Genomic DNA, 22,499 nt, shown 5'->3' with positions numbered 1-22,499 from the left:
GAAGCGGTATGACAACCGCACTCACAGCCGTACGAAACCAGGAGCTGATCGTGATTCCCGGTGGTGGCCAGCCCAACATGCAGCAGCTGCTCCAGCAGGCCCAGAAGATGCAGCAGGACCTCGCGAACGCGCAGGAGGAACTCGCGCGCACCGAAGTCGACGGCCAGGCGGGCGGCGGCCTGGTGAAGGCGACGGTGACGGGCTCCGGTGAGCTGCGGGCCCTGGTCATCGACCCGAAGGCCGTCGACCCGGACGACACCGAAACCCTTGCGGACCTGGTCGTCGCGGCGGTCCAGGCGGCGAACGAGAACGCGCAGGCGCTCCAGCAGCAGAAGCTCGGCCCGCTCGCCCAGGGTCTGGGCGGCGGCAGCGGTATCCCCGGGCTGCCGTTCTGAGACAAGGCGTGCCGATTGAGACACGGCATGCGGTTCTGGGACGTGGCCTGCCTTTCTAAGAAGGGCAAGGGCCAACTACGGTACGTACGTACCGCCGAAGCACGCACGTGAGGACCCAGGAAAGGCAGTCCGTTGTACGAAGGCGTGGTCCAGGACCTCATCGACGAGTTGGGGCGACTCCCCGGCGTCGGTCCCAAGAGCGCGCAGCGGATCGCTTTCCACATCCTCCAGGCCGAGCCGACGGATGTCCGCCGTCTCGCGCAGTGCCTGATGGAGGCCAAGGCGAAGGTCCGCTTCTGTGCGACCTGCGGGAACGTCGCGCAGGAGGAGCTGTGCAACATCTGCCGCGACCCGCGCCGCGACCTGTCGGTGATCTGCGTGGTCGAGGAGTCGAAGGACGTCGTGGCGGTGGAGCGCACCCGCGAGTTCCGGGGCAAGTACCACGTCCTGGGCGGAGCGATCAGCCCGATCGAGGGTGTCGGCCCTGACGACCTGCGCATAAGGGAACTGCTGGCCCGTCTCGCCGACGGTGTGGTCACGGAGCTGATCATCGCCACGGACCCGAACCTGGAGGGCGAGGCCACGGCCACGTACCTCGCCCGCATGATCAAGCCAATGGGCCTCAAGGTCACCCGCCTGGCCAGCGGCCTCCCGGTGGGTGGCGACCTGGAATACGCGGACGAGGTCACGCTCGGCCGCGCCTTCGAGGGGAGACGACTCCTAGATGTCTGACGCCACGCTTCACGCGACCAGCCAGGACCCGGACGACTTCGTGGTCCAGATCGCGGACCAGGTGGAGAGTTTCCTGGTCGCCGTCTCCGAGGTGGCGAAGGGCGACGAGCCGGACTCGGCGGTCCCCTTCCTCCTCCTGGAGGTCTCCCAGCTCCTGCTGGCCGGCGGCCGCCTCGGCGCGCACGAGGACATCCTTCCCGACGAGCGCTACGAGCCCGACCTGGGCCCGGAGCCCGACGTGGACGACATCCGCGAGCGCCTGGCGGTGATGCTGGAGCCGATCGACGTGTACTCGGAGGTCTTCGACCCCTACGAGCCGCGCAAGGCCCCGGTCCCGGCCCGCATCTCCGACGACCTCGCCGACGTCATCGCCGACCTCCGCCACGGCATGGCCCACTACCGCGCCGGCCGCACCACGGAAGCCCTCTGGTGGTGGCAGTTCTCCTACTTCTCCAACTGGGGCTCCACCGCCTCCGCCACCCTCCGCGCCCTCCAGTCCGTGGTCGCCCACGTCCGCCTCAACCAGCCCCTGGAAGAACTGGACGGCCTCGACACCGACCAGGACCTCGGCGAGGAAGCCCTCGCGGAGGAGGCCGGCAAGGTCATGGCGGAGGAGATCGCGGAGCCGCTGGGGCTGCGGACGGTCCAGTAGCGGTCGTCTTTGATGCGCTGAGGCCTGACCTCCCGATCTCACATCAGCGCGAGCAGCCGCCCCGCCTCCACGTAAGGCGCCGTAGCCGTCGGTTCGCTGTACCAGCGCAGCGGCCAGGTGTTCCCGTCCAGCGCCGGGATGCCGATGTACGTGAGGGTGAGCGTGCTCCTCCCGCCGAACTGCTGCACGCCCAGGGGCCAGTCGTGCCGTCGCACATCCCCCGGAGCGAGCAGGAAGTACATCCACCGGTACCCGGTCGCCTCGCAGATGATCGGTCCTGCGTCACCATCGGTCGTGTCGATGAGCCGCCCGGCGACCCGTTCCCCTCGGGGACCCTCGATTCGTACGGCGTCGAAGTAGACGCCGGTCACACGGAGTTGATGCCCGGAGGCGGGGATCCAGTCGGGCTGGTGAATTGCGTTCATCATGGTCACACGGTGACGGTCGCGAGGCTACGCTCGGTAGTGACCGAGGTCCTACACGCCAGGGTGTATCTGTCGGAGGTGGCGCTGTGCCAGGGCTGTACAACTCCAACTCCAACTCCCAGTCGCCGGTGGCCTGGCGCTACAGCGGCAATCAGATGAAGCGCTGGCGCACGAAGGCGAGCGTCAGCCGAGAGGAACTCGCCGCCGCCGCCAACTACTCGCCGGACACAATCGCGGCGATGGAGCAGGGCGCCCGGATGCCGACGTCCCGAGTGCTCGATGCGGCCGACGAGTTGTGCCGGGCCGACGGGATGCTGAGTGCGGCGAAGGAGTTCCTGAACCGGGAGAAGTTCCCGCCGCGGGCGCAGGACTTCATGGAGCGCGAGAAGGAGGCGATCAGTCGCTGGTCCCACGAAGTCACTCTGATCCCCGGGCTGTTGCAGACGAAGGGGTACGCCCGGGCGCTGATCGAGAACCGCTACCCGCCTCTGGACGAGGAGACGGTGGAGGAGCGGATCGCGGCCCGGATGGAGCGACAGGCCATTCTCACGGAGCGCAAGCCTCCCGTGGCCTTGAACTTTGTCCTCTACGAGGCCGTGTTGCGTAGCCCGCAGGTGGACACCGAACAACTTCGCCACCTCTTGAAGGCCTCACGGCTGCGGAACGTCTCGTTGCAAGTGCTCCCCTTCGAAAGGGCCATCAGCGACGCGCTCATGGGCCCGATGGTGGTGCTGGAGACCCGCGACCACGAGCGGTTCGCCTTCACGGAAGGGCCGTTCGCCAGTGAGTTGTCCGCCGATCCGGATGTTGTCAGTCGCGTGACCGAGCGGCTTAGCATGATCCGCGCGCAGGCCCTCAGCCCTGCTGAGTCGGCCCGATTCATCGAGCGGATGGTGGAGCAGTCATGAGTGACCAGTTGACGTGGTTCAAATCCAGCTACAGCGACAACGAGGGCGGTGACTGCGTCGAAGTCGCGTTCTCCGCTCGTATCCACATCCGCGACTCCAAGGTCCCCTCCGGCCCCGAACTCCACATCACGTCCCCCGCCTGGACCGCCTTCATCTCCGCAGTTCACCCCGGAGCTTGAGCCCCGGGACCCGAGCTCTTCCCGTGGGTTCCGGGAGAGGTTCGCCTGCAACCTTCCCCCACCAGCCCCTCACGTTCGGCACTCCGGCACGTCATCATGGACGTATGAGCTCAAAAGCAGTGCTGTGGACCGGGATTGGGCTGTGCACGGCGGGGGCCGTGGGACTGGTCGTCGGGGGTCTGCTCGACGTCGACGCGGCTGATCCGTGGGCGAGTGTGGCGGGAGGGGCCGCGGGGCTGGTGGGGCTTGCGCTCACGTTGTACGTGCTGGTCATGCCGTCGTCGTCGGCGCCCGCGGCGTCCATGTCTTCGGTGACCGCTGGTGGTGAGCGGTCCGTTGCCGCGGGCGGGAGTATTGGATCCGCGGCTACCGGAAACGGCACCGCGGCTGCGACTCCACCGGCCATGCCCGGTCCGCCACCGGCCCCCGGCGGGACCGTCACCGCCTCCGGTGAGCGTTCCGTCTCCGCCGGCGGTGACATCGGCAGCGTGTCGACGGGCGACGCGTGAGCGGCGGTTCGGTGGAGGCGTCCGGGGAGCGGTCGGTTGCCGCGGGCGGGGACATCGGGCAGGTGGTGACCGGGGACTTCGTCACGCTGGCCGAGCGGGCGACGGTGCTGCCGGCGGAGGCGTTCACGCTGGGGCCCTGCACCTTTCCGGTGCGGAACGTGCCCCCGCGGGGTGCGCAGTTCGTCGGGCGGGCGCGTGAACTCGCCCTGCTGGACAGGTCGTTCGGCGCACCCGGCGGCGTGGTCGTGCATGCCGTGCACGGGCTGGGCGGGATCGGGAAGTCCACGCTGGCCGCGCACTGGGCGACCGGCCGGGCGGCGGACTTCAACCCGGTCTGGTGGATCACCGCCGAGTCCCGGACCGACGTGGAGGCGGGCCTTGCCGCCCTCGGCCGTGCTCTTCAGCCCGCCCTGGTCGACCTCCTGTCCGAGGACGCCTTCCGCGAACGTACCCTCCAATGGCTGGCCGCCAACGACGGCTGGCTGCTCGTCCTCGACAACGTCTCCGACCCTGCCGACATCCAGCCCCTGCTCGCTCGGGTGCCGGGCGGGCGCTTTCTGATCACCACCCGTCGAAGCGCGACGAGTTGGCGGGGGATCGCCGAGCCGCTGGACCTCGACGTGCTCGAACTGGCGGAGGCGGTCGAACTGTTCACGGGCGTCCACCAGGGGCCCAACGCGGGTGTCGAGGAGCTGTGCCGCGAACTGGGGTGCCTGCCGCTGGCGGTCGACCAGGCCGCCGCGTACTGCCGGGAAGCGGGGATCACTCCGCGCAAGTACCTGAAGCTGCTCGCCGGTTATCCCGCGGACATGTACGCGGCCACGGCCGAAGGCGGTGACGCACAGCGCGCGGTGGCCCGGGTCTGGCGCATGACGCTGGACCGGCTCGGTGACACCCCCGAGGCCCGGATGATCCTGCTGGTCACGGCCTGGTGGGCGCCGGACGGCATTCCGCGTACGTACCTCGAACCGCTCGGGAGCCCGCCCCAGGTCACCGAGGCGATCCGGCGTCTCGCGGCCCACAGCATGATCACGCTGCGCGGCGACGGCACGATTTCGGTGCACCGGCTGGTGCAGGCGGTGGCGCGCACGCCGGAGCTCACCGGGGCGCACCGGTCTCCCCGGCTCGTCGAGGCCGGTCGCGAGATCGCCGTACGGCTGCTGGAGGACAGGGAGGCGGCGGACGAGGAGGACGGCGAGCCGGTGGGCTCCCGTCGCGTCTGGGCGACGCACGTCGAGGCTCTGGCGTCCCGGTCCGCACCGGAGACGGACACCGTGGTGACCGCGGAGCTCTACGGCACCGCTGGGCTGCAGTACTCGCTGGACGGTCACGGCGTGCGTGGGGTGGCGCTGTGCGAGCGGGCGGCGGACACCGCCCTGCGTCTTTGCGGACCGGACCACGAGAGGACCATTGAGTCCCGGAGCTGGCTGGCCCTGAGCTATCGGGCCGCGGGGGAGCTGGACCGGGCTCTCACCCTGATCACGCAGGTGCTGGCGGACTGCGAACGGGCGCTTGGCCCCGATCACCTGCAGACCTTCGAGGCTCGTGGCGCCACGGCCGACATGCTCGCGGCGTCCGGCGACCATGAGCGCGCGCTGACGCTCGCCCGCGAGAACGCCGAGGCTGCGGCGCGGGTGCTGGGTGAGGATCACCCCGAAACCCACGACGCCCGGCTGACGTTGCACTCCATCCAGCGGGACTCCGCCAAGGAAGCGGAAGGGGGAACGGAAGGGGGAACGGAAGAGGGAGGGGGAGGGGAACAGGAGGGGGACACCTTCGTTCGTACCCTCACCGACCAGCTCTCCCGTGCGGTGGCGACGTTGGGGGAAGACCATTCCACCGTCTCCGACCTGAGGATGGAGCTCCTCTTCGCGTTGCGGAAGGCCGGTGAGATCGACGAGCCTCTCAGGCTGGTCGGGGAGGCCGTGGCCGTGAACCGGAGGATCCTCGGTGACACCGGCATGCCGACCCTGCACGCCCGTGCTCTGCAGGTCGTGCTCCTGCGGGCGGCCGGAGACGAGGCGCGCGCCCACGCGCTGGTACCGGACATCGCGGCGGACATCGAGAGCGCACTCGGCGACGGCCCGCTCGCGGGGATGCTGCTCAGGTCGCTCTTCCCGCAGCCCGCTGAGCCTCCCGAGCCACCGGCGCCGTCGGCGGCACCTCCGGCGTCCCCCGAACCTCCCGCCTGAAGTGGACAGACCCTGGCCGTCCCCTGCATGTCCGCCGCACAGCCCCTAACCAGTGCGCGGAGAAGGTGGAACAACTCCCGTAGCAGCGGAGCAACCCACCTCTCTTCCCATGGCGCAGCGGAGCAACTCGTCTCCCTCCCACGTCGACAGCAACTCCGCCATCGAGACGGGGCTTTACGAGTTCACCGTGAACCATCACTCCGCTCTGCTTCCGCCCGTGGGCTGACCGTCACGATTGGCCGCGCCGGCCGGGACTCCCGCTGAATCCCCGGGAAGTCTTGGCCATGCGCTGATCGTTTCCTGGGCGGGTCTTTGCCTGCACGAGAGGAAAGTGGAAACCGCTCCCGGAAGGCACCAAGCGGGAGCAACTAACTTAACCTGCACAGGAGTTGTGATGCGTCACATACGGACTCGCGCGGCCATAGCCGCCGCCGCGGCCCTGATCGCCGCGGGCACCATCACCGCCGGTGTCAGCACGGCCAGCCCTGAGGCGAAGAGCACCAAGCCCACCACGGCGGAGATCGCCGGCCTCTTCGACGGCTGGAGAGCCGCGCTGGCGACGGGCGACCCGGAGATCGTCGCCGACCGATACGCGAGCGACGCGGTGCTGCTCCCCACCCTCTCGCCCGAAATCCGTACGGACCGCGCGGGGATCGTCGACTACATGACGAGCTTCCTCGCCAAGAAGCCCGTGGCCTCGAAGGTCCAGACCGTGATCAAGGTTCTCGACAACAACGAGGCCATCGACACGGGGCTCTACGAGTTCCAACTCACCGATCCCGATACCGGCGTGGTGAGCACTGTCGAGGCGCGCTACACGTTCGAGTACGAGAAGCAGGACGGCCACTGGCTGATCGAAAACCACCACTCCTCTCTGCTGCCCGCCGCAAGCTGACCGCCCCGCACAGGCCGCTCCCGGTTCCGGTCGCGTTCCGCAACGCAAGGCCACGGTCCCGCCGTCGTCGGTCATTGGCTGTTTGACGATGGCGAGGCCGAGACCGGAGCCGCGGCGCCCGGTCAGGCCCTGGCCGCGCCAGAAGCGGTCGAAGGCAGAAGCGGTCGAAGGCGCGGGACTTGTCCGCGTCCGACATGCCGGGGCTCTGGTCGAGGACCGCCGGCTCGACCGAGTCGGGGCCCGCTGACACCCGTATGTACGGTGATCGTGGTGCCGTCGGAGGACACCTCCAGGGCGTTGGAGAGCACCTGCTCCAGGTGCCCGGGGCTCGCCGACACGGTCGGCCGGCCGGCCGACGAACTTGTCTTCCAGCGCGATGCCCGACCCCGCGCTCCTCGGCGGCCGGCCGCCACGCGTGCGGCCGCTCCTCGACGAGCTCCCGCAGCGGCAGCACCTCCGCCACGGACATCTTCGGCTCGGATACCTCGGCCGCGGACACCTTCGGCTCGGATACCTCCGCCGCGGACACCTTCGCCGCTGCCCGGGCGGCCACGAGCAGGCCGTTCACCAAGCGGCCCATCCCGTACCGCCTCGGAAGTCGCCTGCTCCACGTCCTCGTATACGAAGAAGCCGCCGACTTCCGCCGCAGCGCGCTCGGGTGTGACGCGGCGCACTTTCCGAATGGTGGGTCCCGGCCGCGGGCAGGTGCGGTGCGGAGCGGCCGGAGGACTCCGCCGGCCTGACGGACCGGGTGATCACTTCGTGGGCGGGACATCTCACGATGCGATACCCCGGAGGGGAATTCCGGCCGCTCGTTAGACTGAGCCGACCGCAGTTGTGCGGTGCAGAGACGGATTGATCGAGGAGCGCACGTGGGCCTTGTCGTGCAGAAGTACGGAGGTTCCTCCGTAGCCGATGCCGAGGGCATCAAGCGTGTCGCCAAGCGAATCGTGGAAGCGAAGAAGAACGGCCACCAGGTGGTCGTGGTCGTTTCCGCGATGGGCGACACGACGGACGAACTGATCGATCTCGCCGAGCAGGTGTCTCCGATGCCCAGCGGGCGGGAGTTCGACATGCTGCTGACCGCGGGAGAGCGGATCTCCATGGCGCTGCTGGCCATGGCGATCAAGAACCTGGGCCACAGCGCCCAGTCGTTCACGGGCAGCCAGGCGGGTGTCATCACCGACTCGGTCCACAACAAAGCGCGGATCATCGACGTCACGCCGGGCCGTATCCGTACGGCGCTCGACGAGGGCAACATCGCCATCGTCGCCGGCTTCCAGGGCGTCTCGCAGGACAAGAAGGACATCACCACGCTCGGGCGCGGCGGGTCGGACACGACCGCCGTCGCGCTGGCGGCGGCTCTCGACGCCGAGGTGTGCGAGATCTACACCGACGTGGACGGCGTGTTCACCGCCGACCCGCGGGTGGTCAAGAAGGCCCGGAAGATCGACTGGATCGCCTTCGAGGACATGCTGGAGCTCGCCGCCTCCGGCTCCAAGGTGCTGCTCCACCGCTGTGTGGAATACGCGCGCCGTTACAACATCCCGATCCATGTGCGCTCCTCCTTCAGTGGACTGCAGGGCACCTGGGTCAGCAGCGAACCGATTCAGCGAGGGGACCAGAAGGTGGAGCAGGCCATCATCTCGGGTGTTGCGCACGACACCTCCGAGGCCAAGGTCACGGTCGTCGGCGTCCCGGACAAGCCCGGCGAGGCCGCCTCGATCTTCCGTGCGATCGCCGACGCCCAGATCAACCTCGACATGATCGTGCAGAACGTGTCCGCGGCCTCCACCGGCCTCACCGACATCTCCTTCACCCTCCCCAAGACCGACGGCCGCAAGGCCATCGACGCCCTGGAGAAGGCGAAGGACGTCATCGGCTTCGAGTCCCTGCGCTACGACGACCAGATCGGCAAGATCTCGCTCGTCGGCGCCGGTATGAAGACGAACCCGGGTGTCACGGCCGGCTTCTTCGAGGCCCTGACCCAGGCCAACGTGAACATCGAGCTGATCTCGACCTCCGAGATCCGCATCTCGGTCGTCACCCGCGCCGACGACGTGAACGAGGCCGTGCGCGCCGTGCACTCCGCCTTCGGCCTCGACTCCGACAGCGACGAGGCCGTCGTCTACGGAGGCACCGGACGATGACCGTCCTCTCGTACGACTTGTGCGACTCGTACGGAGGTACGGGCCACTGATGGCCCGTACCGGTGCCCATACCGGGGCGCGGACCGAACGGCCGACGCTCGCGGTCGTGGGTGCGACCGGAGCCGTCGGCACGGTGATGCTCCCGATCCTGTCCCAGCACGCCGACATCTGGGGCGAGATCCGTCTCATCGCCTCCCCGCGCTCGGTCGGCCGCAAGCTGGCCCTGCGCGGCGAGGAGGTCGAGGTCGTGGCCCTCACGGAGGAGGCCTTCGACGGGGTCGACGTCGCCATGTTCGACGTACCGGACGATGTCGCCGCCCGGTGGGCGCCGATCGCCGCCGCCAAGGGCGTGGTCGTCGTCGACAACTCCGGCGCCTTCCGGATGGACCCGGGCGTGCCCCTCGTCGTACCGGAAGTGAATCCGCACGCGGCGCGCGTCCGTCCGCGCGGGATCATCGCCAACCCGAACTGCACGACCCTCTCCATGATCGTGGCCCTCGGCGCGCTGCACGCCGAGTTCGGGCTCCGCGAGCTGGTGGTGTCCAGCTACCAGGCGGTGAGCGGGGCGGGCCGCGCGGGCATCGACACCCTGCGCCAGCAACTGTCGCTGGTGGCGGGTACGGAACTGGGGACCAAACCCGGTGACGTACGGCGTGCGGTCGGGGACAACACCGGGCCGTTCCCGGAGCCGGTGGCGCTGAACGTGGTGCCGTGGGCCGGGTCCCTCGCCGAGGACGGTTTCTCCTCGGAGGAGATGAAGGTACGCAACGAGTCCCGCAAGATCCTCGGGCTCCCCACGCTTCCCGTCGCCGTGACCTGCGTACGCGTCCCCGTCGTCACCACGCACTCCCTCACCGTCCACGCCCGCTTCCAGAGTGAGGTCACCGTCGCCAAGGCGCGGGAGATCCTCGCCACCGCGCCCGGCGTCGTGCTGTTCGACAACCCGGCCGCCGGTGAATTCCCCACGCCCGTCGACGTGGTGGGCACGGACCCGACCTGGGTCGGACGGGTACGCCGCTCGCTGGACGATTCGACGGCACTTGAACTGTTTGTCTGCGGGGACAACCTGCGCAAAGGTGCTGCATTGAACACGGCACAGATCGCGGAGCTCGTGGCGGCGGAGATCACGCGGGCCTGAGTTCTGCGTTCGGAGTGTCCGAAAGTCGGAATCCTGGTGGCGACAGAAGGATTCGTTTGTAGGATCTGTGTCAGATGCGTGGTGCGAGCATCGGATGGGCGCGCCGGTCTTCAGGTGACCGGTGGGTCTGGATGGACGCGCCGGTCTTCAGGTGACCGGTGGGTCTGGACGGAAACTCCGGCCTTCAGGTGGTCGGTGGGTCTGTGCGGGCGTCTCGGTCTTCAGGTGGTCGGTGGGTCCGGAGGGGCTTCCCGGTGTTCGTGTGGCCGGTGCGGTCGGCCGGATGTGTGGTGAGGGTAATGGTCCACACCACTTGAAACGAGTCATCAAGTCGTTCGAAGATTTTCCTCCCCGTCCTCCGCAACCGTGCGGAGGGCGGGGAGCGTCTTTGCGGTCGCCGTTCAGGGGTGGTCGGACGTCGCGGTAAAACGGGACATAGGGGATGAGCTGGTCGCATGAGGGCATTTGACGCATTGTCAAAAGGGGTGCCTGACGCAAACGCGACGCCTGATGCGTACAACCCTGGCGGGGGGACGCGTGTCCAACTGGCGTGGCAGAGGTACTCGATTTCACAGCGGTACAGACAAGGGGCAGCGCCCTGCGTCCGCCCCGCCGACTCCGTAGTCCCGGTGCGCCCGGTGGCATGCCGGTGATCGCGCCCATGCCTTCAGCGCGGCCCACCCGCATTCCGGACCAGCGCGACGGCGCCGAGGACAGCACGGCCGCCGGAACCACCGTCGACCATCTGACCGAGACCTACCGCGCGCACTACCGCTCGCTCCTGGGTCTCGCGGCACTCCTGCTCGACGACACCGCCTCCTGCGAGGACGTCGTCCAGGAGGCCTTCATCCGGGTGCACTCGGCGCGCAAACGCGTCCGCGACCCGGAAAAGACGCTCGCGTACCTGCGTCAGACCGTGGTGAACCTTTCGCGTTCCGCCTTGCGTCGGCGCATCCTCGGTCTCAAGCTCCTCTCCAAGCCGATGCCCGACATGGCGAGCGCCGAGGAAGGCGCCTACGACCAGTTGGAGCGCGACGCGCTGATCAAGGCGATGAAGGGACTCCAGCGCCGCCAGCGCGAGGTCCTTGTCCTGCGCTACTTCGCCGACATGACCGAGGCCCAGGTCGCCGAGACGCTCGGGGTGTCGCTGGGATCGGTCAAGGCGTACGGCTCGCGCGGTATAGCGGCGCTCCGTGTCGCCATGGAGGCGCCGGTATGAGTGGGTACGACGAGCAATGGCGTCCCGGGGAACCCCGGCGCCCCGAGGACAAGCACAAGCAATCGCATGCTGGGAACGGAATTGTGAATCACGGCCCCGAAGCACATGGCCGCGACGGAGTCGGCCCGGAGGAACGGGGCTCGGCGGGACAGAGCTCGGCGGGACTGGGCTCGGCGGGTCTGGGCTCGGGAGGGCTCGGTCCTGACGGACCCGCCTCCGGAGGACTTGGCTCCGACGGACAGGACCTCGAAGGGTTCGGTTCGGACGAGCAGGTGCTGCGGCTGTTGCTGCGCCAGGCCGTTCAGGAGATCGAGCCCACCGACGGAACCCTTGATCACCTGCGCCGTGCGGTGCCGGTCAGGCGAGCTCGCAAGCGCCAGGCCGTGGTCGGCATGGCGGCCGCCGCGCTCTTCATCGGCACCGCGGTGCCGGCTCTGCTGCACGTCTCGAACGCTTCGGGATCGAACGACAATCCGCACATCGCGGGCAGTAGCTCGCAGACGCAGGGCGGCTCCGGCGAGGGCAAGACCGCGGACGGGGGGGAACGTGCGGTGGGCGGTTCCTCCGGCAGGGTCACGGACCCGGGCAAAGGAGGCACGACGAGCACGCCGGAGGCGAGCAAGGACGCGGGGAGCGGGGCTAGCACCGGGGGCGCCGACGAGACGGTGCCCTCGACGATGAGCGCGCCCCTGTGCACCGCGGCCCAACTCGGCGGGGCCACCAGCGCCCTCGGCGACCCGGACTCCACCGGCACGGTCTACGGCTCCTTCGCCGTCTCGAACGTCTCCACCACGGCGTGCGCGGTCAGCGGCGCGGGCAGCGTGGGCACCGTCACGCAGGGCGCGGCGGACGCCGCCAAGGTCAGCGTGGTGAACCACGTGACGGGCGACGCGGCCACCGGCCTGCCCGACCCCTCCACGGAGGTCACCTCGCTGGTACTTCAGCCGGGCACCTCGTACGTCGTGAGGTTCGCCTGGGTGCCCTCGGAGACCTGTCCGATCACCAGCGAGCCCTCGCCGGACCCGAGCCCGACGGGCGACGGCACCACCGGCGGCACCTCCACGGACTCCGGCGGCGCCTCGACGCAGATGGTCACGGAGGACGGGGCGACCGACGGCAGCGTCACCGTCTCGCACACGGATCAGACGGGTACGGCCACGGCGGCCACGACGATCTCCAACGCGTGCGCGGGCACGGTGTACCGCACGGGGGTGCTGGCGGCCGGGGGGACCTGAACCGGCTCCCACGGGTCTTCGCGAAGGGCTGAGGACCGGGGCTGAGGCGGGCCTACGAGACCGGTGCAACTGTGGACCGGGGAAGGTCTACGAGACCGGTGTACGGGCGGTGGCGTCCGGTACCGGCTCCTCGGCCGGGACATCCCGGTCCGGGTCCGGGAGCAGGCCCAGTTCCGAGTCCCGCGCGAACTCCGCCTCGCGGCGCAGCAGCCGGAACCACATGAAGAGCACGAAGCCCGCGAAGACGAACCACTCACCGGTGTAGCCGAGGTTTTGGAACGCCTTCAGGTCCAGGCCGGTGTCCTGCGGGGCGGTCGCGGGCACGGCCGTCATCCCGCTGTCGGCCTTGTCGAGGGTGATCCACGCGTCGTACACCTTGTACGGCACCAGGTTCACCAGCGACGCCGCGCTGATCGCGCCGGTCTGGCCCTCGGGCAGCCCGCCGACGGCACTCACCCCGTTCGACCCCGGGCTCTCGGACGCCTGGAGCGCGCCCGTCACCGTGATCTCGCCGCTCGGCGGGGCCGGGGCCTTCGCCGGGTCCGCTTCGCCGGGCAGCCAGCCCCGGACGACGGGCAGCGCCCTGCCGTCGTCGGTCCGCAGCAGTGTCAGTACGTAGAAGCCCTGCTTGTCGTCCACGTCGCGGTCCGGCACGAGCAGTTGGTCGGCGTAGCGGCCGGTCGCGATGGCCTGGTTGCCGGACGTGCTCTTGTCCACGGGGAGCAGCTCGGCCAGCGGCCGCGGCGCCTCCGTCTTCGCCGCCTCGACCTGCTTGTCCGCGTCCCTGCTGCTCTGCACCCGGTCCTCGAACCGCCCCAACTGCCAAGAGCCCATGAAGATGCAGAAGGGGATGGCCAACAGCACGAAGACGTTGATCCCCCACCAGCGGGGTGTGAGCAGAAACCGGTACACGCCTTCAAAGGTACGGGGCCGCCGGGCGGGGCCGGGCGTCGGGGTACGGCGCCGTTTCGCAGGACGGCGTCCACGATGCCGGGAAGTTATCCACAGGCTGGGGACCCCGGCAGCGGATTGCCGGGTGGGGCAGGCACTATGGGGCCATGACTGAGAGCAACGGGCCCCTCCAGGGGAAAGCGACCGCAGCGCAGGACGGATCCATGCCGGACTGGGAGAAGCGCTTCAGGGCGCCGCGGGTGTCGCTGCCGGACTGGGCGGAGGACGCACCGCACCGCTCGCTGTTCGTCTCGAACGCGACGGGGACGTATGAGCTGTACGCGTGGGACCGGGCGACGGGGGAGCAGCGCCAGGTCACGGACCGGGCGAACGGCACGACGGACGGGGTGCTCTCGCCCGACGGCGAGTGGATCTGGTGGTTCGACGACAAGGACGGCGACGAGTTCGGTATCTGGCGCCGCCAGCGCTTCGACGGTTCCGACGCCTCCGGTGGCCCCGACGAGCCCGCGGCCCCGGGCCTTGAGCCCTCCTACCCCGGGGGACTCGCGATCGGCCGGGACGGGCGTACGGCTGTCGTGGGGCGTTCCACCGACGAGGACGGCTCGACGATCCATGTGGCCAGGGCCGGCGAGGACCCTGTGGAGATCTACCGCCACCGCGAGTCCGCGGGCGTCGGCGACCTCTCGCACGACGGCTCGCTGATCGCCGTCGAGCACACCGAGCACGGTGACGCGATGCATTCGGCGCTGCGGGTGCTGCGCCCGGACGGTTCGGCGGTCGCGGAGCTCGACGACACCAAGGGCGGCACGGTCGAGCTGGGCCTGGAGGTGCTGGGCTTCGCCCCGGTCGACGGGGACACGCGGCTGCTCATCGGGCATCAGCGGCGCGGCCGTTGGGAGCCCCTGGTGTGGGACGTGGCGACCGGCGAGGAGACGGAGCTGGCCCTCGACCTGCCCGGCGACGTGGGCGCCGAGTGGTATCCGGACGGCTCCGCGCTGCTCGTCGCCCACAGCTTCGAGGCGCGCAGCGATTTGTGGCAGTACGACCTGGCGTCCCACGAGCTGATCCCCGTGCCGACCCCGCCGGGCTCGGTGTCGGGGGCGACGGCCCGGCCGGACGGAACGGTGGAGTACCTGTGGTCGTCGGCGGCCGAGCCGTCGGTGGTCCGCTCGACGACGGGCGCCGTGGTCCTGGACCCGCCGGGCCTGAAGTCCCCGGGATCCGTCCCGGTGGAGGACGTCTGGGTGGAAGGCCCCGGCGGCCGCGTCCACGCCCTCGTCCAGAAGCCGGTGGGCGCCAGTGGGCCCCTCCCCACGGTCTTCGACATCCACGGCGGCCCGACCTGGCACGACAGCGACTCGTTCGCGGCGGGGCCGGCGGCATGGGTGGACCAGGGGTACGCGGTGGTGCGGGTCAACTACCGCGGTTCCACCGGGTACGGGCGTGAGTGGACGGACGCGCTCAAGCACCGCGTCGGTCTCATCGAACTGGAGGACATCGCGGCCGTCCGCGAATGGGCGGTGACGTCCGGGCTCGCCGACCCCGACCGGCTGATCCTCACCGGCGGTTCCTGGGGTGGGTACCTCACGCTTCTCGGCCTGGGCACCCAGCCGGACGTCTGGACCCTCGGCATCGCCGCGGTGCCGGTCGCCGACTACGTCACGGCGTACCACGACGAGATGGAGGCGCTGAAGGCCATGGACCGTACCCTCCTCGGTGGCACCCCGGAGGAAGTCCCGGAACGCTTCGCGGCGTCGTCCCCGCTGACGTACGTCGACGCGGTGAAGGCGCCGGTCTACATCTCGGCCGGGGTCAATGACCCCCGGTGCCCCATCCGCCAGGTCGAGAACTACGTCGACCGTCTCACCGCTCGCGACGCCGTCCACGAGGTGTACCGCTACGACGCGGGCCACGGGTCCCTGGTCGTGGACGAACGCATCAAGCAGGTCCGGCTGGAACTGGACTTCGCGGAGCGGCACCTCGGCGGGTAGCGGGCGGATTCTTCGCCCCCTCCGCCCCTTCCTGTCCCTTGGTTCTGGGGGCTGCCGCCCCCAGGCCCCCGCTGTCGGCCTGGACGGCCTCGTCCTCAAACGCCGGACGGGCTAAATCCAGCCCCTCCGGCGTTTGAGGAGCGGGGTCTGGGGCGGAGGGGGCGAACAAACCAGCCCCACCCCCCTCATGCCCCCGCCCGCTCCCGAGCCCGCCTCCCCAGCAACTCCGCCAGCCCCCGCCGCGTCGCCGCCAACACCACCCGATCCTCAGCTCGCAGCACGTACGTGGAGGGAAGGTCCCACACCAGCCCAGAAGACGACCGAGGGGACCTCGGCGACGACGGGGACCTGGCGGACGACGCGGGCCTGGCGGACGACGCGGGCGGGTCGGTGTCCAGCGCGAGCACCCGCCACGCCCCCGCCCGAAACGCCTCCCCCACCGTCCGCCCCTCCAACTGCGCATGCCCGCCCACATCCAGCGCCGCGAACAGCAACACCCGCCGCTCCACCGGAATCGCGCCGAGAATCTGCCGCCCCATCATCGCCCCGGCGAACGCGGGCGCCGCCAGATGGGACACACTCCGGCTCCGAGTGAGAGCACCCGGATGCGCGGCCCGCAGCGTCCGGTACACGGCGGTCGCGAAGTCGTCGTCGTACAGCCGAAGCACCACCCGCAGATCGGGCCGCACGGTCCGGGCGTACAACGCGGCCTCCAGATTCGTCGTGTCCGCGCTGGTCAACGCCAGCAGCGCGTGGGCCCGATGGATCTTGGCGGCCTCCAGTACCCCTTCCTGCGTCACGTCACCGAGTACCACAGGCACCCGCAAGCGTCGGGCCAGCGCCAGCCCCCGCGCCTCGGGATCGGCCTCGACGCAGACGACAGGAATGTGCAGCTCACGCAGGCGCGCCAGCACGCGCGTGCCGATCTTGCCGACCCCGAGCAGCACCACGTGCCCGGAGAGACCGCGCGGCGGTCTCCGCAGCGCGGACCCACTGCGGAAGGTGCCGAGCGCCTCAAGGACGGCGGCGAGGAGCACCGGAAGGAGCAGCAACCCGACGAGCCCGGAAAGCAGTTGAAGGACCTGCTCACCCATCGGCCGCCCGATCGCGGGGTCGTTGATGCCGAAGAGATCGAGCAGTGTCAGATACGTGGCACGCAGCGGATGCTCCCCGGTGACGAACATCGACGCGACCGCGAGGCCGATCACACACGCCACGAGCCCCGCGAACGACCACCGCAGCCGCCGCGACATCAGCGAGCCGAAGGGCACGACGCTGCGTCCCGGTGACGAGGAGGGCCCGGAGTACGAGACGGTCTCCAGTACGACCGTGCCACGCCCGGTGGCGGCGGCGATCGCACTCTCGTCGGGCAGCAGCCGGGGCCCCTGCGCGCCACTGCTCTCGGACCCGTCGGCGCCCGCGGGATCGCTGGCGGTGGCGGACAGCAGCGCCAGTGTGCACAGCCCGGGGTCGGCGACCTCTCCGGGAGCGGGCGGCGGGCGTTCCACCGCGCGCAGCATCAGCCCGTCGGTCTGGACGACCTTGCTGGTGCCGGCCACGGCGGTCGCGGCCAGTGCGGGCGCGGCGGTGTCGGCGTCGGACAGGACAGTGGTGGACGCGTCGAACCCGCCGGTGTCCCCGCCCTCGCCGGCGGCGGCCAGTGCCGAGGCCTGGTCGAGGAGGGCCTCGATGTGCTGGCCGAGGCGCCGGTTGTAGAGGCGCAGGACCAGTCGGATCCGGGGGTTGAGCCGCCGGGCGGTGAGCGCGGCCCGGATGTTCGTCTCGTCGTCGTCATGGACCAGCGCCAGCGCGGCGGCCCGCTCGACTCCCGCGTCGGAGAGCACCGCCTCGGTGAGCTCGGCGGCCTCCAACACACGCTCGGTGCCCGGGGGTTCGGCCGCCCGGGCGTTCGCCGGATCGCCGTTCCCGGCGGCCCGGTTCACCGCCGCGGACACCCGGTCGAACAGCGCGGTGGCCCGCGTCCGCCCCACCACCGGCGGAAGCACGCTGCGATGGGCGGGCGGCACGACCAGGGTCACCTGCTCCCCGTACACCCCGCGCAGTTCGGCGGCCAACCGGTGCGCCAGGGCGTCGTCCCCGGACACGATCATGTGCGCGGTGACGTCAGTTGACGAGCCCGACGAGCCCGACGAGCCCGAGGGACGCGATGTGCCCGGTGCGTTCGATGCGTTCGATGCGCTCTGAGACGGAAGGTTCACCACGGGAGAGAAGACTGCCTCACCTGTACGAGCGGTTCCACCAGGCCTGCCGACGACGACCCGCACAGAAGGGGCGACACCAACGCGGCATGCCGAGGGCGGTACGCGTACGGCGACGGGCTTCAGGTTCGTCGTCCCGGGTGCTGTGGTGGACGCGGCAGGTCTGTGACGGACGTACCGACGAGGAGCGGTCCGGTGGCGGCTGTCCCCGTACCTCAGACCCGGGCGCGGGCAGTCAACTCCTGCTCCCGGCCGCCCGCGACGGAGACGATGTACTCCCGCAGCCCCTCGGCGTAGAGCCGCATGTTCTTGTACGCGATGTCGGTGGCCGGGTAGCGGCTGGCGAACTGGAGACCCTCGTGGACCCGGGTGAGCCAGACGCACACCTGGTCGCCGTAGGAGATCCGGATCAGCCCGTACGCCTTCAGCTCCTGCCACCGCTCCGAGCCCGGGGTGGCGCGCGAGTCGACGAGCGAGACGATCGAGTACAGGTCGGGGGAGGTGGGCCGGAAGTCGGAGCCCAGCAGGCGGAGCACGCGGGCGATGGGCATCCGCGACAGCGGCCGGCTCTCCCGCAGTGCGGCGCGGACCATCCTCAGCGCGCTGTCGAAGTCCGTCGCGCGGGCCACCGGAATCTCGATCGGCGCACCGCCCACGTACCAGCCCATCGAGTCCGACCACGTGGACTTCGCCCGGGTGTGGAACGGCACGACGGTGCGGTACACGTCCTGCCCGCCGATCTCGCGGACGATGAGGGCGGTGGCCGCGAGGATGCCGACCAGGCTGCCGCCGTACGGCCTGCAGTACGCCTCGAAGGCCGCCGCGTCCGCGTCGTCCGCCATCATCTCGTGCATGAACTTCTGTGCGGGCAAGGGCCCTTCGGGATCGAGTCCGAGGTCGACGGGGAAGCCGGGCAGTTTCCCGTCGCACTGGGCGATGAACTCCCGCCAGCGGGCGACGATCGCGTGCGTGTCGTCGATCCGGTCGGCCTGCGCGCGCTCGATCGCGCAGAAGTCGACGTAACTGGCGACCGGTGCCGTGTCCAACGCGCGGCCTTCGAGGCCGGCTTCGTAGAGTTCGTGGATCTCGGCGGCGATGCGTTGGAGCGAGTACGCGTCGACGTTGCTGTGGTCGAACGCCATGTAGACGCTCGCGTCGTCCTCCCGTACGACCGCGGTGTAGATGAAGTTCGGCCAGCTGAGCGCGTCGGCCGCGACGTCGAAACGGTCCTGCAGATACCGGGTCAGCGTGGCCGCTTCGGCGAAGTCGCCGACGTCCTCGCGGTGCAGGGCGACCGCGTCGGCGTCCAGCGTGAACCGGCGCATGTCGTCGCCGACCCAGCGGAACCCACTGCGCAGCGTCTCGTGCCGAAGGGTCCAGTCCCTCAAGGCGTGTTGGAGTACGTCGAGGTCGACCTTTCCCGGGATGTCGAACGCGGTGCCCAGCCAGGTGGGCACGAACAATCCGTCCTCCCGCACCGTTCGCGCCGTCCGGACATGCGACTCCTGCACGTACGCGGGTGGTCGGCCGTCCTCCGGCAGTTCGGCCGCTGTCTCGACGGCCTTCGGATGCAAGGTCCACTCCACGAGACATCCGGGCCGGATCTCGCAACGCTGGATGTCGGTCAATCGCACAGAGCTCTCCGTTCGCATGCCCTCGGGATGCTGACAGGTCAGTGGAGGGGCGGACACGACTGGACCAACGATTCGGATGATCGGAAAGAAACGCCGTGGCCGAGCGGGAGGTGAACGGGCGGGCTGACCAGTGGATATGGAGAGGGCGTTGAGAGGGCCCGAGCCGGGTGGGGGCGCGAGGAGATCAGAGCCGTGTGGGGGCGTGGGCCCTTGCTCTTGCTGTCGGGGGAGTGGTCGCCTAGCCTGGATTCGCGAATCTGATGGACCGTCAGATTTGCCGGATTCGAGTCGAGGATTCGACGGGCAGGGACAGGCAGCAGGGGGTAGGACGTGGTCAGTACCGAGAGCGGCACCGGGGACCTTCCCAGGGTCATCAGCGTGGACGACCACGTGATCGAGCCCGCGCACCTCTTCGAGACATGGCTCCCGGGCAAGTACCGCGACCTGGGGCCGCAGCCCTTCACCGCCGGTATCGGTGACCTTCAGTACGTCGGCGGGAAGTACCGGTTCACCACGGACCCGAAGGGCCAGATGACCGACTGGTGGAGGTACGAGGGCGAGGTCTTCCCGTACAAACGCATCATCGCGGCCGTCGGCTTCTCGCGGGACGAGATGACCCTCGACGGCATCACGCGCGAGCAGATGCGGCGCGGCTGCTGGGACCCGAAGGCGCGCCTGGAGGACATGGACCTCAATCATGTGGAGGCCTCGCTCTGCTTTCCGACCTTCCCGCGGTTCTGCGGGCAGACCTTCGCGGAGGCCAAGGACAAGGAGGTCGCGCTCGCGTGTGTCCGTGCCTACAACGACTGGATGGTCGAGGAGTGGTGCGGCGACAGCGGAGGGCGGCTGATCCCGCTCTGCCTCATCCCGCTGTGGGACATCGACCTCGCGGTCGCCGAGATCAGGCGCAACGCGGCCCGTGGCGTGCGGGCGGTGACCTTCAGCGAGATCCCGACGTACCTGGGGCTTCCGTCGATCCACTCCGGCTACTGGGACCCGTTCTTCGCGGTGTGCGAGGAGACCGGGACCGTGGTCAACATGCACATCGGCTCGTCGTCCCAGATGCCGGCGGCGTCACCGGACGCACCGCCGGCCGTCCAGGCCTCGCTGAGCTTCAACAACGCCATGGCGTCGATGATGGACTTCCTCTTCTCCGGGGTCCTGGTGAAGTTCCCCCGCCTCAAACTGGCGTACAGCGAGGGTCAGATGGGCTGGATCCCGTACGCCCTGGAGCGCGCCGACGACGTGTGGGAGGAGCACCGGGCGTGGGGCGGGGTGAAGGACCTGATCCCGGAGCCTCCCTCGACGTACTACTACCGGCAGATCTTCTGCTGCTTCTTCCGCGACAAGCACGGCATCGCGTCCATCGAGACCGTGGGCGTGGACAACGCGACCTTCGAGACGGACTATCCGCACGTCGACTCGACCTGGCCGCACACGAAGGAGGTGGCGGCGGACCATGTGGCCGGGCTCTCCGCAGAGGTGACGTACAAGCTGTTGCGGGGCAACGCGATCCGGATGCTGCAACTTCCGTTTGACCAGGGCAGGTAGACGGCGGGGCGCGCCGTCGATTCAGTTGATTGCCCGGCCGATTCAGTCAATTGCCCGGCGGGCAGTCAAGTGGGGAAGCCGGAAGTCCGCCGGCTTCCGACCGGCTCGTCGGCCCGCTCCCAGGGACGGCGCCCCCTGGCAACTGGAGTACGAATGAAGGTCTCCGTCGACCGCGACGTCTGCTACGGCTCCGGCGACTGTGCCCACCGAGTCCCCTCCGTCTTCGCCCTCGTGGACCCCGGTTACGGCTCCGTCCTGCCGGGCCGCGAGGACAGCGGCGACGATCCGCAGGTCCGGGAGGCGGCCGACTGGTGTCCGTCCCAGGCCATCGTGATAACTGAGTAGGAGCTGGGGCACCGGGCTCCGCCGGTGATCCGGGGCACCGGGCTCCGCCGGGACCTCGGAGGATCGGCGCGCTACGGTTTCCGCCGGACCTGCGGAGAGGCGAGCGGATGAGCAGTCCCATTTCGGAGGCCCTGGTCACCCTCGGTCGCGGGTACGTGCGTGGCGCCCCGGGCTCGTTCGGCAAGGCGTTCCTGGCCGCGCGCCTCCTCAACCCCCACCTGAGGGAGCATCCGCGCCGCAGGGTCGTCGAGACGCGCTTCGGCGCCCGGTTCGCCGTGGACACCCAGGATCTGATCCAGCGGTATCTGTATCTGTTCGGGGTGTGGGAGCCGCACCTGACGAGCTGGCTCCAGAGCCGGTTGGAGCCGGGGGACGGTTTCATCGATGTCGGAGCCAACATCGGTGTGTTCAGCGTGCTGGCCTCGCAACTCGTGGGCGAGGAGGGCCAGGTGGTCGCGATCGAGGCCTCGCCGGTGTTCCACCAACGGCTGTTGCAGGAGTCCCGGCTCAACGGGTGCCGCAACCTTCGCGCGGTCAACGCCGGGGTCTCGGACAGCCGCCGGACGCTGACGTTCGTGCTGGCGAGCTCGCGCAACATGGGAGCGAACAGCATCGTTCCCTACGACGGCCCGGCGGAATCCACGTTCGAGATCGAGGCACGTCCGCTGCCCGAGTTGCTTGATCCCTCAGAGGTCGCCAGGGCCCGGGTGATCAAGATCGACGTGGAGGGCGCGGAAGGAAAGGTCGTCCGCGGCCTGGCGCCCCTCCTGGACAAGCTTCGGCCGGACGCGGAGATCTCGATCGAGGTCACGCCCGACCGGATGGCTCAACTCGGCGACTCGGCCGATGAGTTGATGAAGACGATGGTCGGCGCCGGCTTCCACGTGTACCGGATGGAGAACGACTACGCCTCGCACAGCTACCCGCGTGCGCTGAGCGGCACGCCGCGTGCTCCGGTGCGGCATCGGGGGCCGCTGCTCGGCGAGAGCGACTTGGTCTTCTCCAGGCGCGATGTCGAGGTGCTGGGCTGAGGGTCGGGGGCCTTGCGTCGACGGTGAGGTCGTAGGCGGCGGTGGCCTGGGTCCGGATCCGTGCGGCTGTGTCGTCGTCGGGGTCCGGGCAGGGCTGTTTTCGCCCCCTCCGCCCCTGCCCGTCCCTTGTTTCTGGGGGCTGCCGCCCCCAGACCCCCGCTTCGGCCTGGACGGCCTCGTCCTCAAA

The 22,499-nt window shown here is 69.7% G+C and carries 20 protein-coding genes; 16 read left to right on the top strand and 4 right to left on the bottom strand.

Going from position 1 to position 22,499, the window contains the following annotated elements; genetic code table 11:
* Positions 1-50: 50 nt before the first annotated feature.
* The 3 genes from ACFWP7_RS14805 to ACFWP7_RS14795 all read left to right on the top strand — a co-directional run bounded on the left by ACFWP7_RS14805 (position 51) and on the right by ACFWP7_RS14795 (position 1,779).
* The gene (locus ACFWP7_RS14805) at positions 51-395 is read left to right on the top strand and encodes a YbaB/EbfC family nucleoid-associated protein (RefSeq protein ID WP_384381551.1); all 345 of its coding nucleotides are present in this window, start codon (positions 51-53) and stop codon (positions 393-395) included.
* Positions 396-527: 132 nt separating this feature from the next.
* Complete coding sequence (gene recR, locus ACFWP7_RS14800) at positions 528-1,127, top strand: recombination mediator RecR (protein WP_365429881.1); 600 nt, start codon at positions 528-530, stop codon at positions 1,125-1,127.
* Positions 1,120-1,779, top strand: a complete 660-nt coding sequence (locus ACFWP7_RS14795; protein WP_384381349.1) for a DUF5063 domain-containing protein — start codon at positions 1,120-1,122, stop codon at positions 1,777-1,779. Before recR ends, ACFWP7_RS14795 begins: the two co-directional genes overlap by 8 nt.
* A gap of 38 nt (positions 1,780-1,817) precedes the next feature.
* On the opposite strand, the gene ACFWP7_RS14790 is transcribed toward ACFWP7_RS14795, so the two are convergent.
* A complete protein-coding gene (locus ACFWP7_RS14790; protein WP_384381347.1) occupies positions 1,818-2,213 on the bottom strand; it encodes a hypothetical protein in 396 nt (131 codons plus the stop codon).
* A gap of 146 nt (positions 2,214-2,359) precedes the next feature.
* Here ACFWP7_RS14790 and ACFWP7_RS14785 point away from each other — a divergent pair, with 146 nt between their 5' ends.
* The 9 genes from ACFWP7_RS14785 to ACFWP7_RS14745 all read left to right on the top strand — a co-directional run bounded on the left by ACFWP7_RS14785 (position 2,360) and on the right by ACFWP7_RS14745 (position 12,629).
* The gene (locus ACFWP7_RS14785; RefSeq protein ID WP_384381549.1) at positions 2,360-3,112 is read left to right on the top strand and encodes a helix-turn-helix transcriptional regulator; all 753 of its coding nucleotides are present in this window, start codon (positions 2,360-2,362) and stop codon (positions 3,110-3,112) included.
* Positions 3,109-3,291: a DUF397 domain-containing protein gene (locus ACFWP7_RS14780; RefSeq protein WP_384381345.1), complete on the top strand. Its 183-nt coding sequence runs from the start codon at positions 3,109-3,111 to the stop codon at positions 3,289-3,291. Before ACFWP7_RS14785 ends, ACFWP7_RS14780 begins: the two co-directional genes overlap by 4 nt.
* Positions 3,292-3,395: 104 nt before the next feature.
* Positions 3,396-3,800, top strand: coding sequence for a hypothetical protein (locus ACFWP7_RS14775; RefSeq protein ID WP_384381343.1), 405 nt, complete (start codon positions 3,396-3,398; stop codon positions 3,798-3,800).
* Positions 3,797-5,992, top strand: coding sequence for a tetratricopeptide repeat protein (locus ACFWP7_RS14770; RefSeq protein WP_384381342.1), 2,196 nt, complete (start codon positions 3,797-3,799; stop codon positions 5,990-5,992). The genes ACFWP7_RS14775 and ACFWP7_RS14770 overlap by 4 nt, the downstream gene beginning before the upstream one ends.
* Before the next feature lie 391 nt (positions 5,993-6,383).
* Entirely contained in the window at positions 6,384-6,887 is a 504-nt protein-coding gene (locus ACFWP7_RS14765; RefSeq protein ID WP_384381340.1) for an SgcJ/EcaC family oxidoreductase, read from the top strand.
* Positions 6,888-7,759: 872 nt separating this feature from the next.
* Complete coding sequence (locus tag ACFWP7_RS14760) at positions 7,760-9,037, top strand: aspartate kinase (protein WP_384381337.1); 1,278 nt, start codon at positions 7,760-7,762, stop codon at positions 9,035-9,037.
* Between the two features lie 49 nt (positions 9,038-9,086).
* Positions 9,087-10,175 (top strand): aspartate-semialdehyde dehydrogenase, encoded by a 1,089-nt coding sequence (locus ACFWP7_RS14755; RefSeq protein WP_384381335.1) that lies wholly within the window; start codon positions 9,087-9,089, stop codon positions 10,173-10,175.
* 550 nt (positions 10,176-10,725) lie between these two features.
* Positions 10,726-11,394 carry a SigE family RNA polymerase sigma factor gene (locus tag ACFWP7_RS14750; protein ID WP_384381333.1) on the top strand — a complete coding sequence of 223 codons (669 nt, stop codon included), beginning with the start codon at positions 10,726-10,728 and terminating at the stop codon, positions 11,392-11,394.
* Between the two features lie 83 nt (positions 11,395-11,477).
* Entirely contained in the window at positions 11,478-12,629 is a 1,152-nt protein-coding gene (locus ACFWP7_RS14745) for a hypothetical protein (protein ID WP_384381331.1), read from the top strand.
* Positions 12,630-12,716: 87 nt separating this feature from the next.
* On the opposite strand, the gene ACFWP7_RS14740 is transcribed toward ACFWP7_RS14745, so the two are convergent.
* Entirely contained in the window at positions 12,717-13,541 is an 825-nt protein-coding gene (locus tag ACFWP7_RS14740) for an SURF1 family protein (RefSeq protein WP_384381329.1), read from the bottom strand.
* A 146-nt stretch (positions 13,542-13,687) separates the two neighbouring features.
* Between ACFWP7_RS14740 and ACFWP7_RS14735 the strand changes: the two genes are divergently transcribed.
* Positions 13,688-15,532: a prolyl oligopeptidase family serine peptidase gene (locus tag ACFWP7_RS14735; protein WP_384381327.1), complete on the top strand. Its 1,845-nt coding sequence runs from the start codon at positions 13,688-13,690 to the stop codon at positions 15,530-15,532.
* Between the two features lie 185 nt (positions 15,533-15,717).
* On the opposite strand, the gene ACFWP7_RS14730 is transcribed toward ACFWP7_RS14735, so the two are convergent.
* Positions 15,718-17,643 carry an NAD-binding protein gene (locus ACFWP7_RS14730; protein WP_384381325.1) on the bottom strand — a complete coding sequence of 642 codons (1,926 nt, stop codon included), beginning with the start codon at positions 17,641-17,643 and terminating at the stop codon, positions 15,718-15,720.
* Positions 17,644-17,966: 323 nt separating this feature from the next.
* Entirely contained in the window at positions 17,967-19,385 is a 1,419-nt protein-coding gene (locus tag ACFWP7_RS14725; protein WP_384381323.1) for a condensation domain-containing protein, read from the bottom strand.
* Between the two features lie 330 nt (positions 19,386-19,715).
* On the opposite strand from ACFWP7_RS14725, the gene ACFWP7_RS14720 reads away from it, so the two are divergent.
* The 3 genes from ACFWP7_RS14720 (at position 19,716) to ACFWP7_RS14710 (ending at position 22,312) form a co-directional block, all read left to right on the top strand.
* Positions 19,716-20,936 carry an amidohydrolase family protein gene (locus ACFWP7_RS14720; protein WP_384381321.1) on the top strand — a complete coding sequence of 407 codons (1,221 nt, stop codon included), beginning with the start codon at positions 19,716-19,718 and terminating at the stop codon, positions 20,934-20,936.
* 153 nt (positions 20,937-21,089) lie between these two features.
* Positions 21,090-21,281, top strand: coding sequence for a ferredoxin (locus tag ACFWP7_RS14715; RefSeq protein WP_384381319.1), 192 nt, complete (start codon positions 21,090-21,092; stop codon positions 21,279-21,281).
* A gap of 107 nt (positions 21,282-21,388) precedes the next feature.
* Complete coding sequence (locus ACFWP7_RS14710; protein ID WP_384381317.1) at positions 21,389-22,312, top strand: FkbM family methyltransferase; 924 nt, start codon at positions 21,389-21,391, stop codon at positions 22,310-22,312.
* The last annotated feature ends 187 nt before the right edge of the window (positions 22,313-22,499 follow it).

The organism is Streptomyces sp. NPDC058470, from assembly GCF_042721055.1.
Taxonomy (GTDB): Bacteria; Actinomycetota; Actinomycetes; order Streptomycetales; family Streptomycetaceae; genus Streptomyces.
This window is presented reverse-complemented; position numbering and strand designations above follow the sequence as displayed.

Excerpts from the sequence above, each read along its gene's own strand:
- ACFWP7_RS14795 (WP_384381349.1), top strand. The coding sequence starts at position 1,120 with ATGTCTGACGCCACGCTTCACGCGACCAGCCAGGACCCGGACGACTTC.
- ACFWP7_RS14785 (WP_384381549.1), top strand. The coding sequence starts at position 2,360 with ATGAAGCGCTGGCGCACGAAGGCGAGCGTCAGCCGAGAGGAACTCGCC.
- ACFWP7_RS14780 (WP_384381345.1), top strand. The coding sequence starts at position 3,109 with ATGAGTGACCAGTTGACGTGGTTCAAATCCAGCTACAGCGACAACGAG.
- ACFWP7_RS14775 (WP_384381343.1), top strand. The coding sequence starts at position 3,396 with ATGAGCTCAAAAGCAGTGCTGTGGACCGGGATTGGGCTGTGCACGGCG.
- ACFWP7_RS14755 (WP_384381335.1), top strand. The coding sequence starts at position 9,087 with ATGGCCCGTACCGGTGCCCATACCGGGGCGCGGACCGAACGGCCGACG.
- ACFWP7_RS14735 (WP_384381327.1), top strand. The coding sequence starts at position 13,688 with ATGACTGAGAGCAACGGGCCCCTCCAGGGGAAAGCGACCGCAGCGCAG.
- ACFWP7_RS14730 (WP_384381325.1), bottom strand. The coding sequence starts at position 17,643 with ATGATCGTGTCCGGGGACGACGCCCTGGCGCACCGGTTGGCCGCCGAA.
- ACFWP7_RS14715 (WP_384381319.1), top strand. The coding sequence starts at position 21,090 with ATGAAGGTCTCCGTCGACCGCGACGTCTGCTACGGCTCCGGCGACTGT.
- ACFWP7_RS14710 (WP_384381317.1), top strand. The coding sequence starts at position 21,389 with ATGAGCAGTCCCATTTCGGAGGCCCTGGTCACCCTCGGTCGCGGGTAC.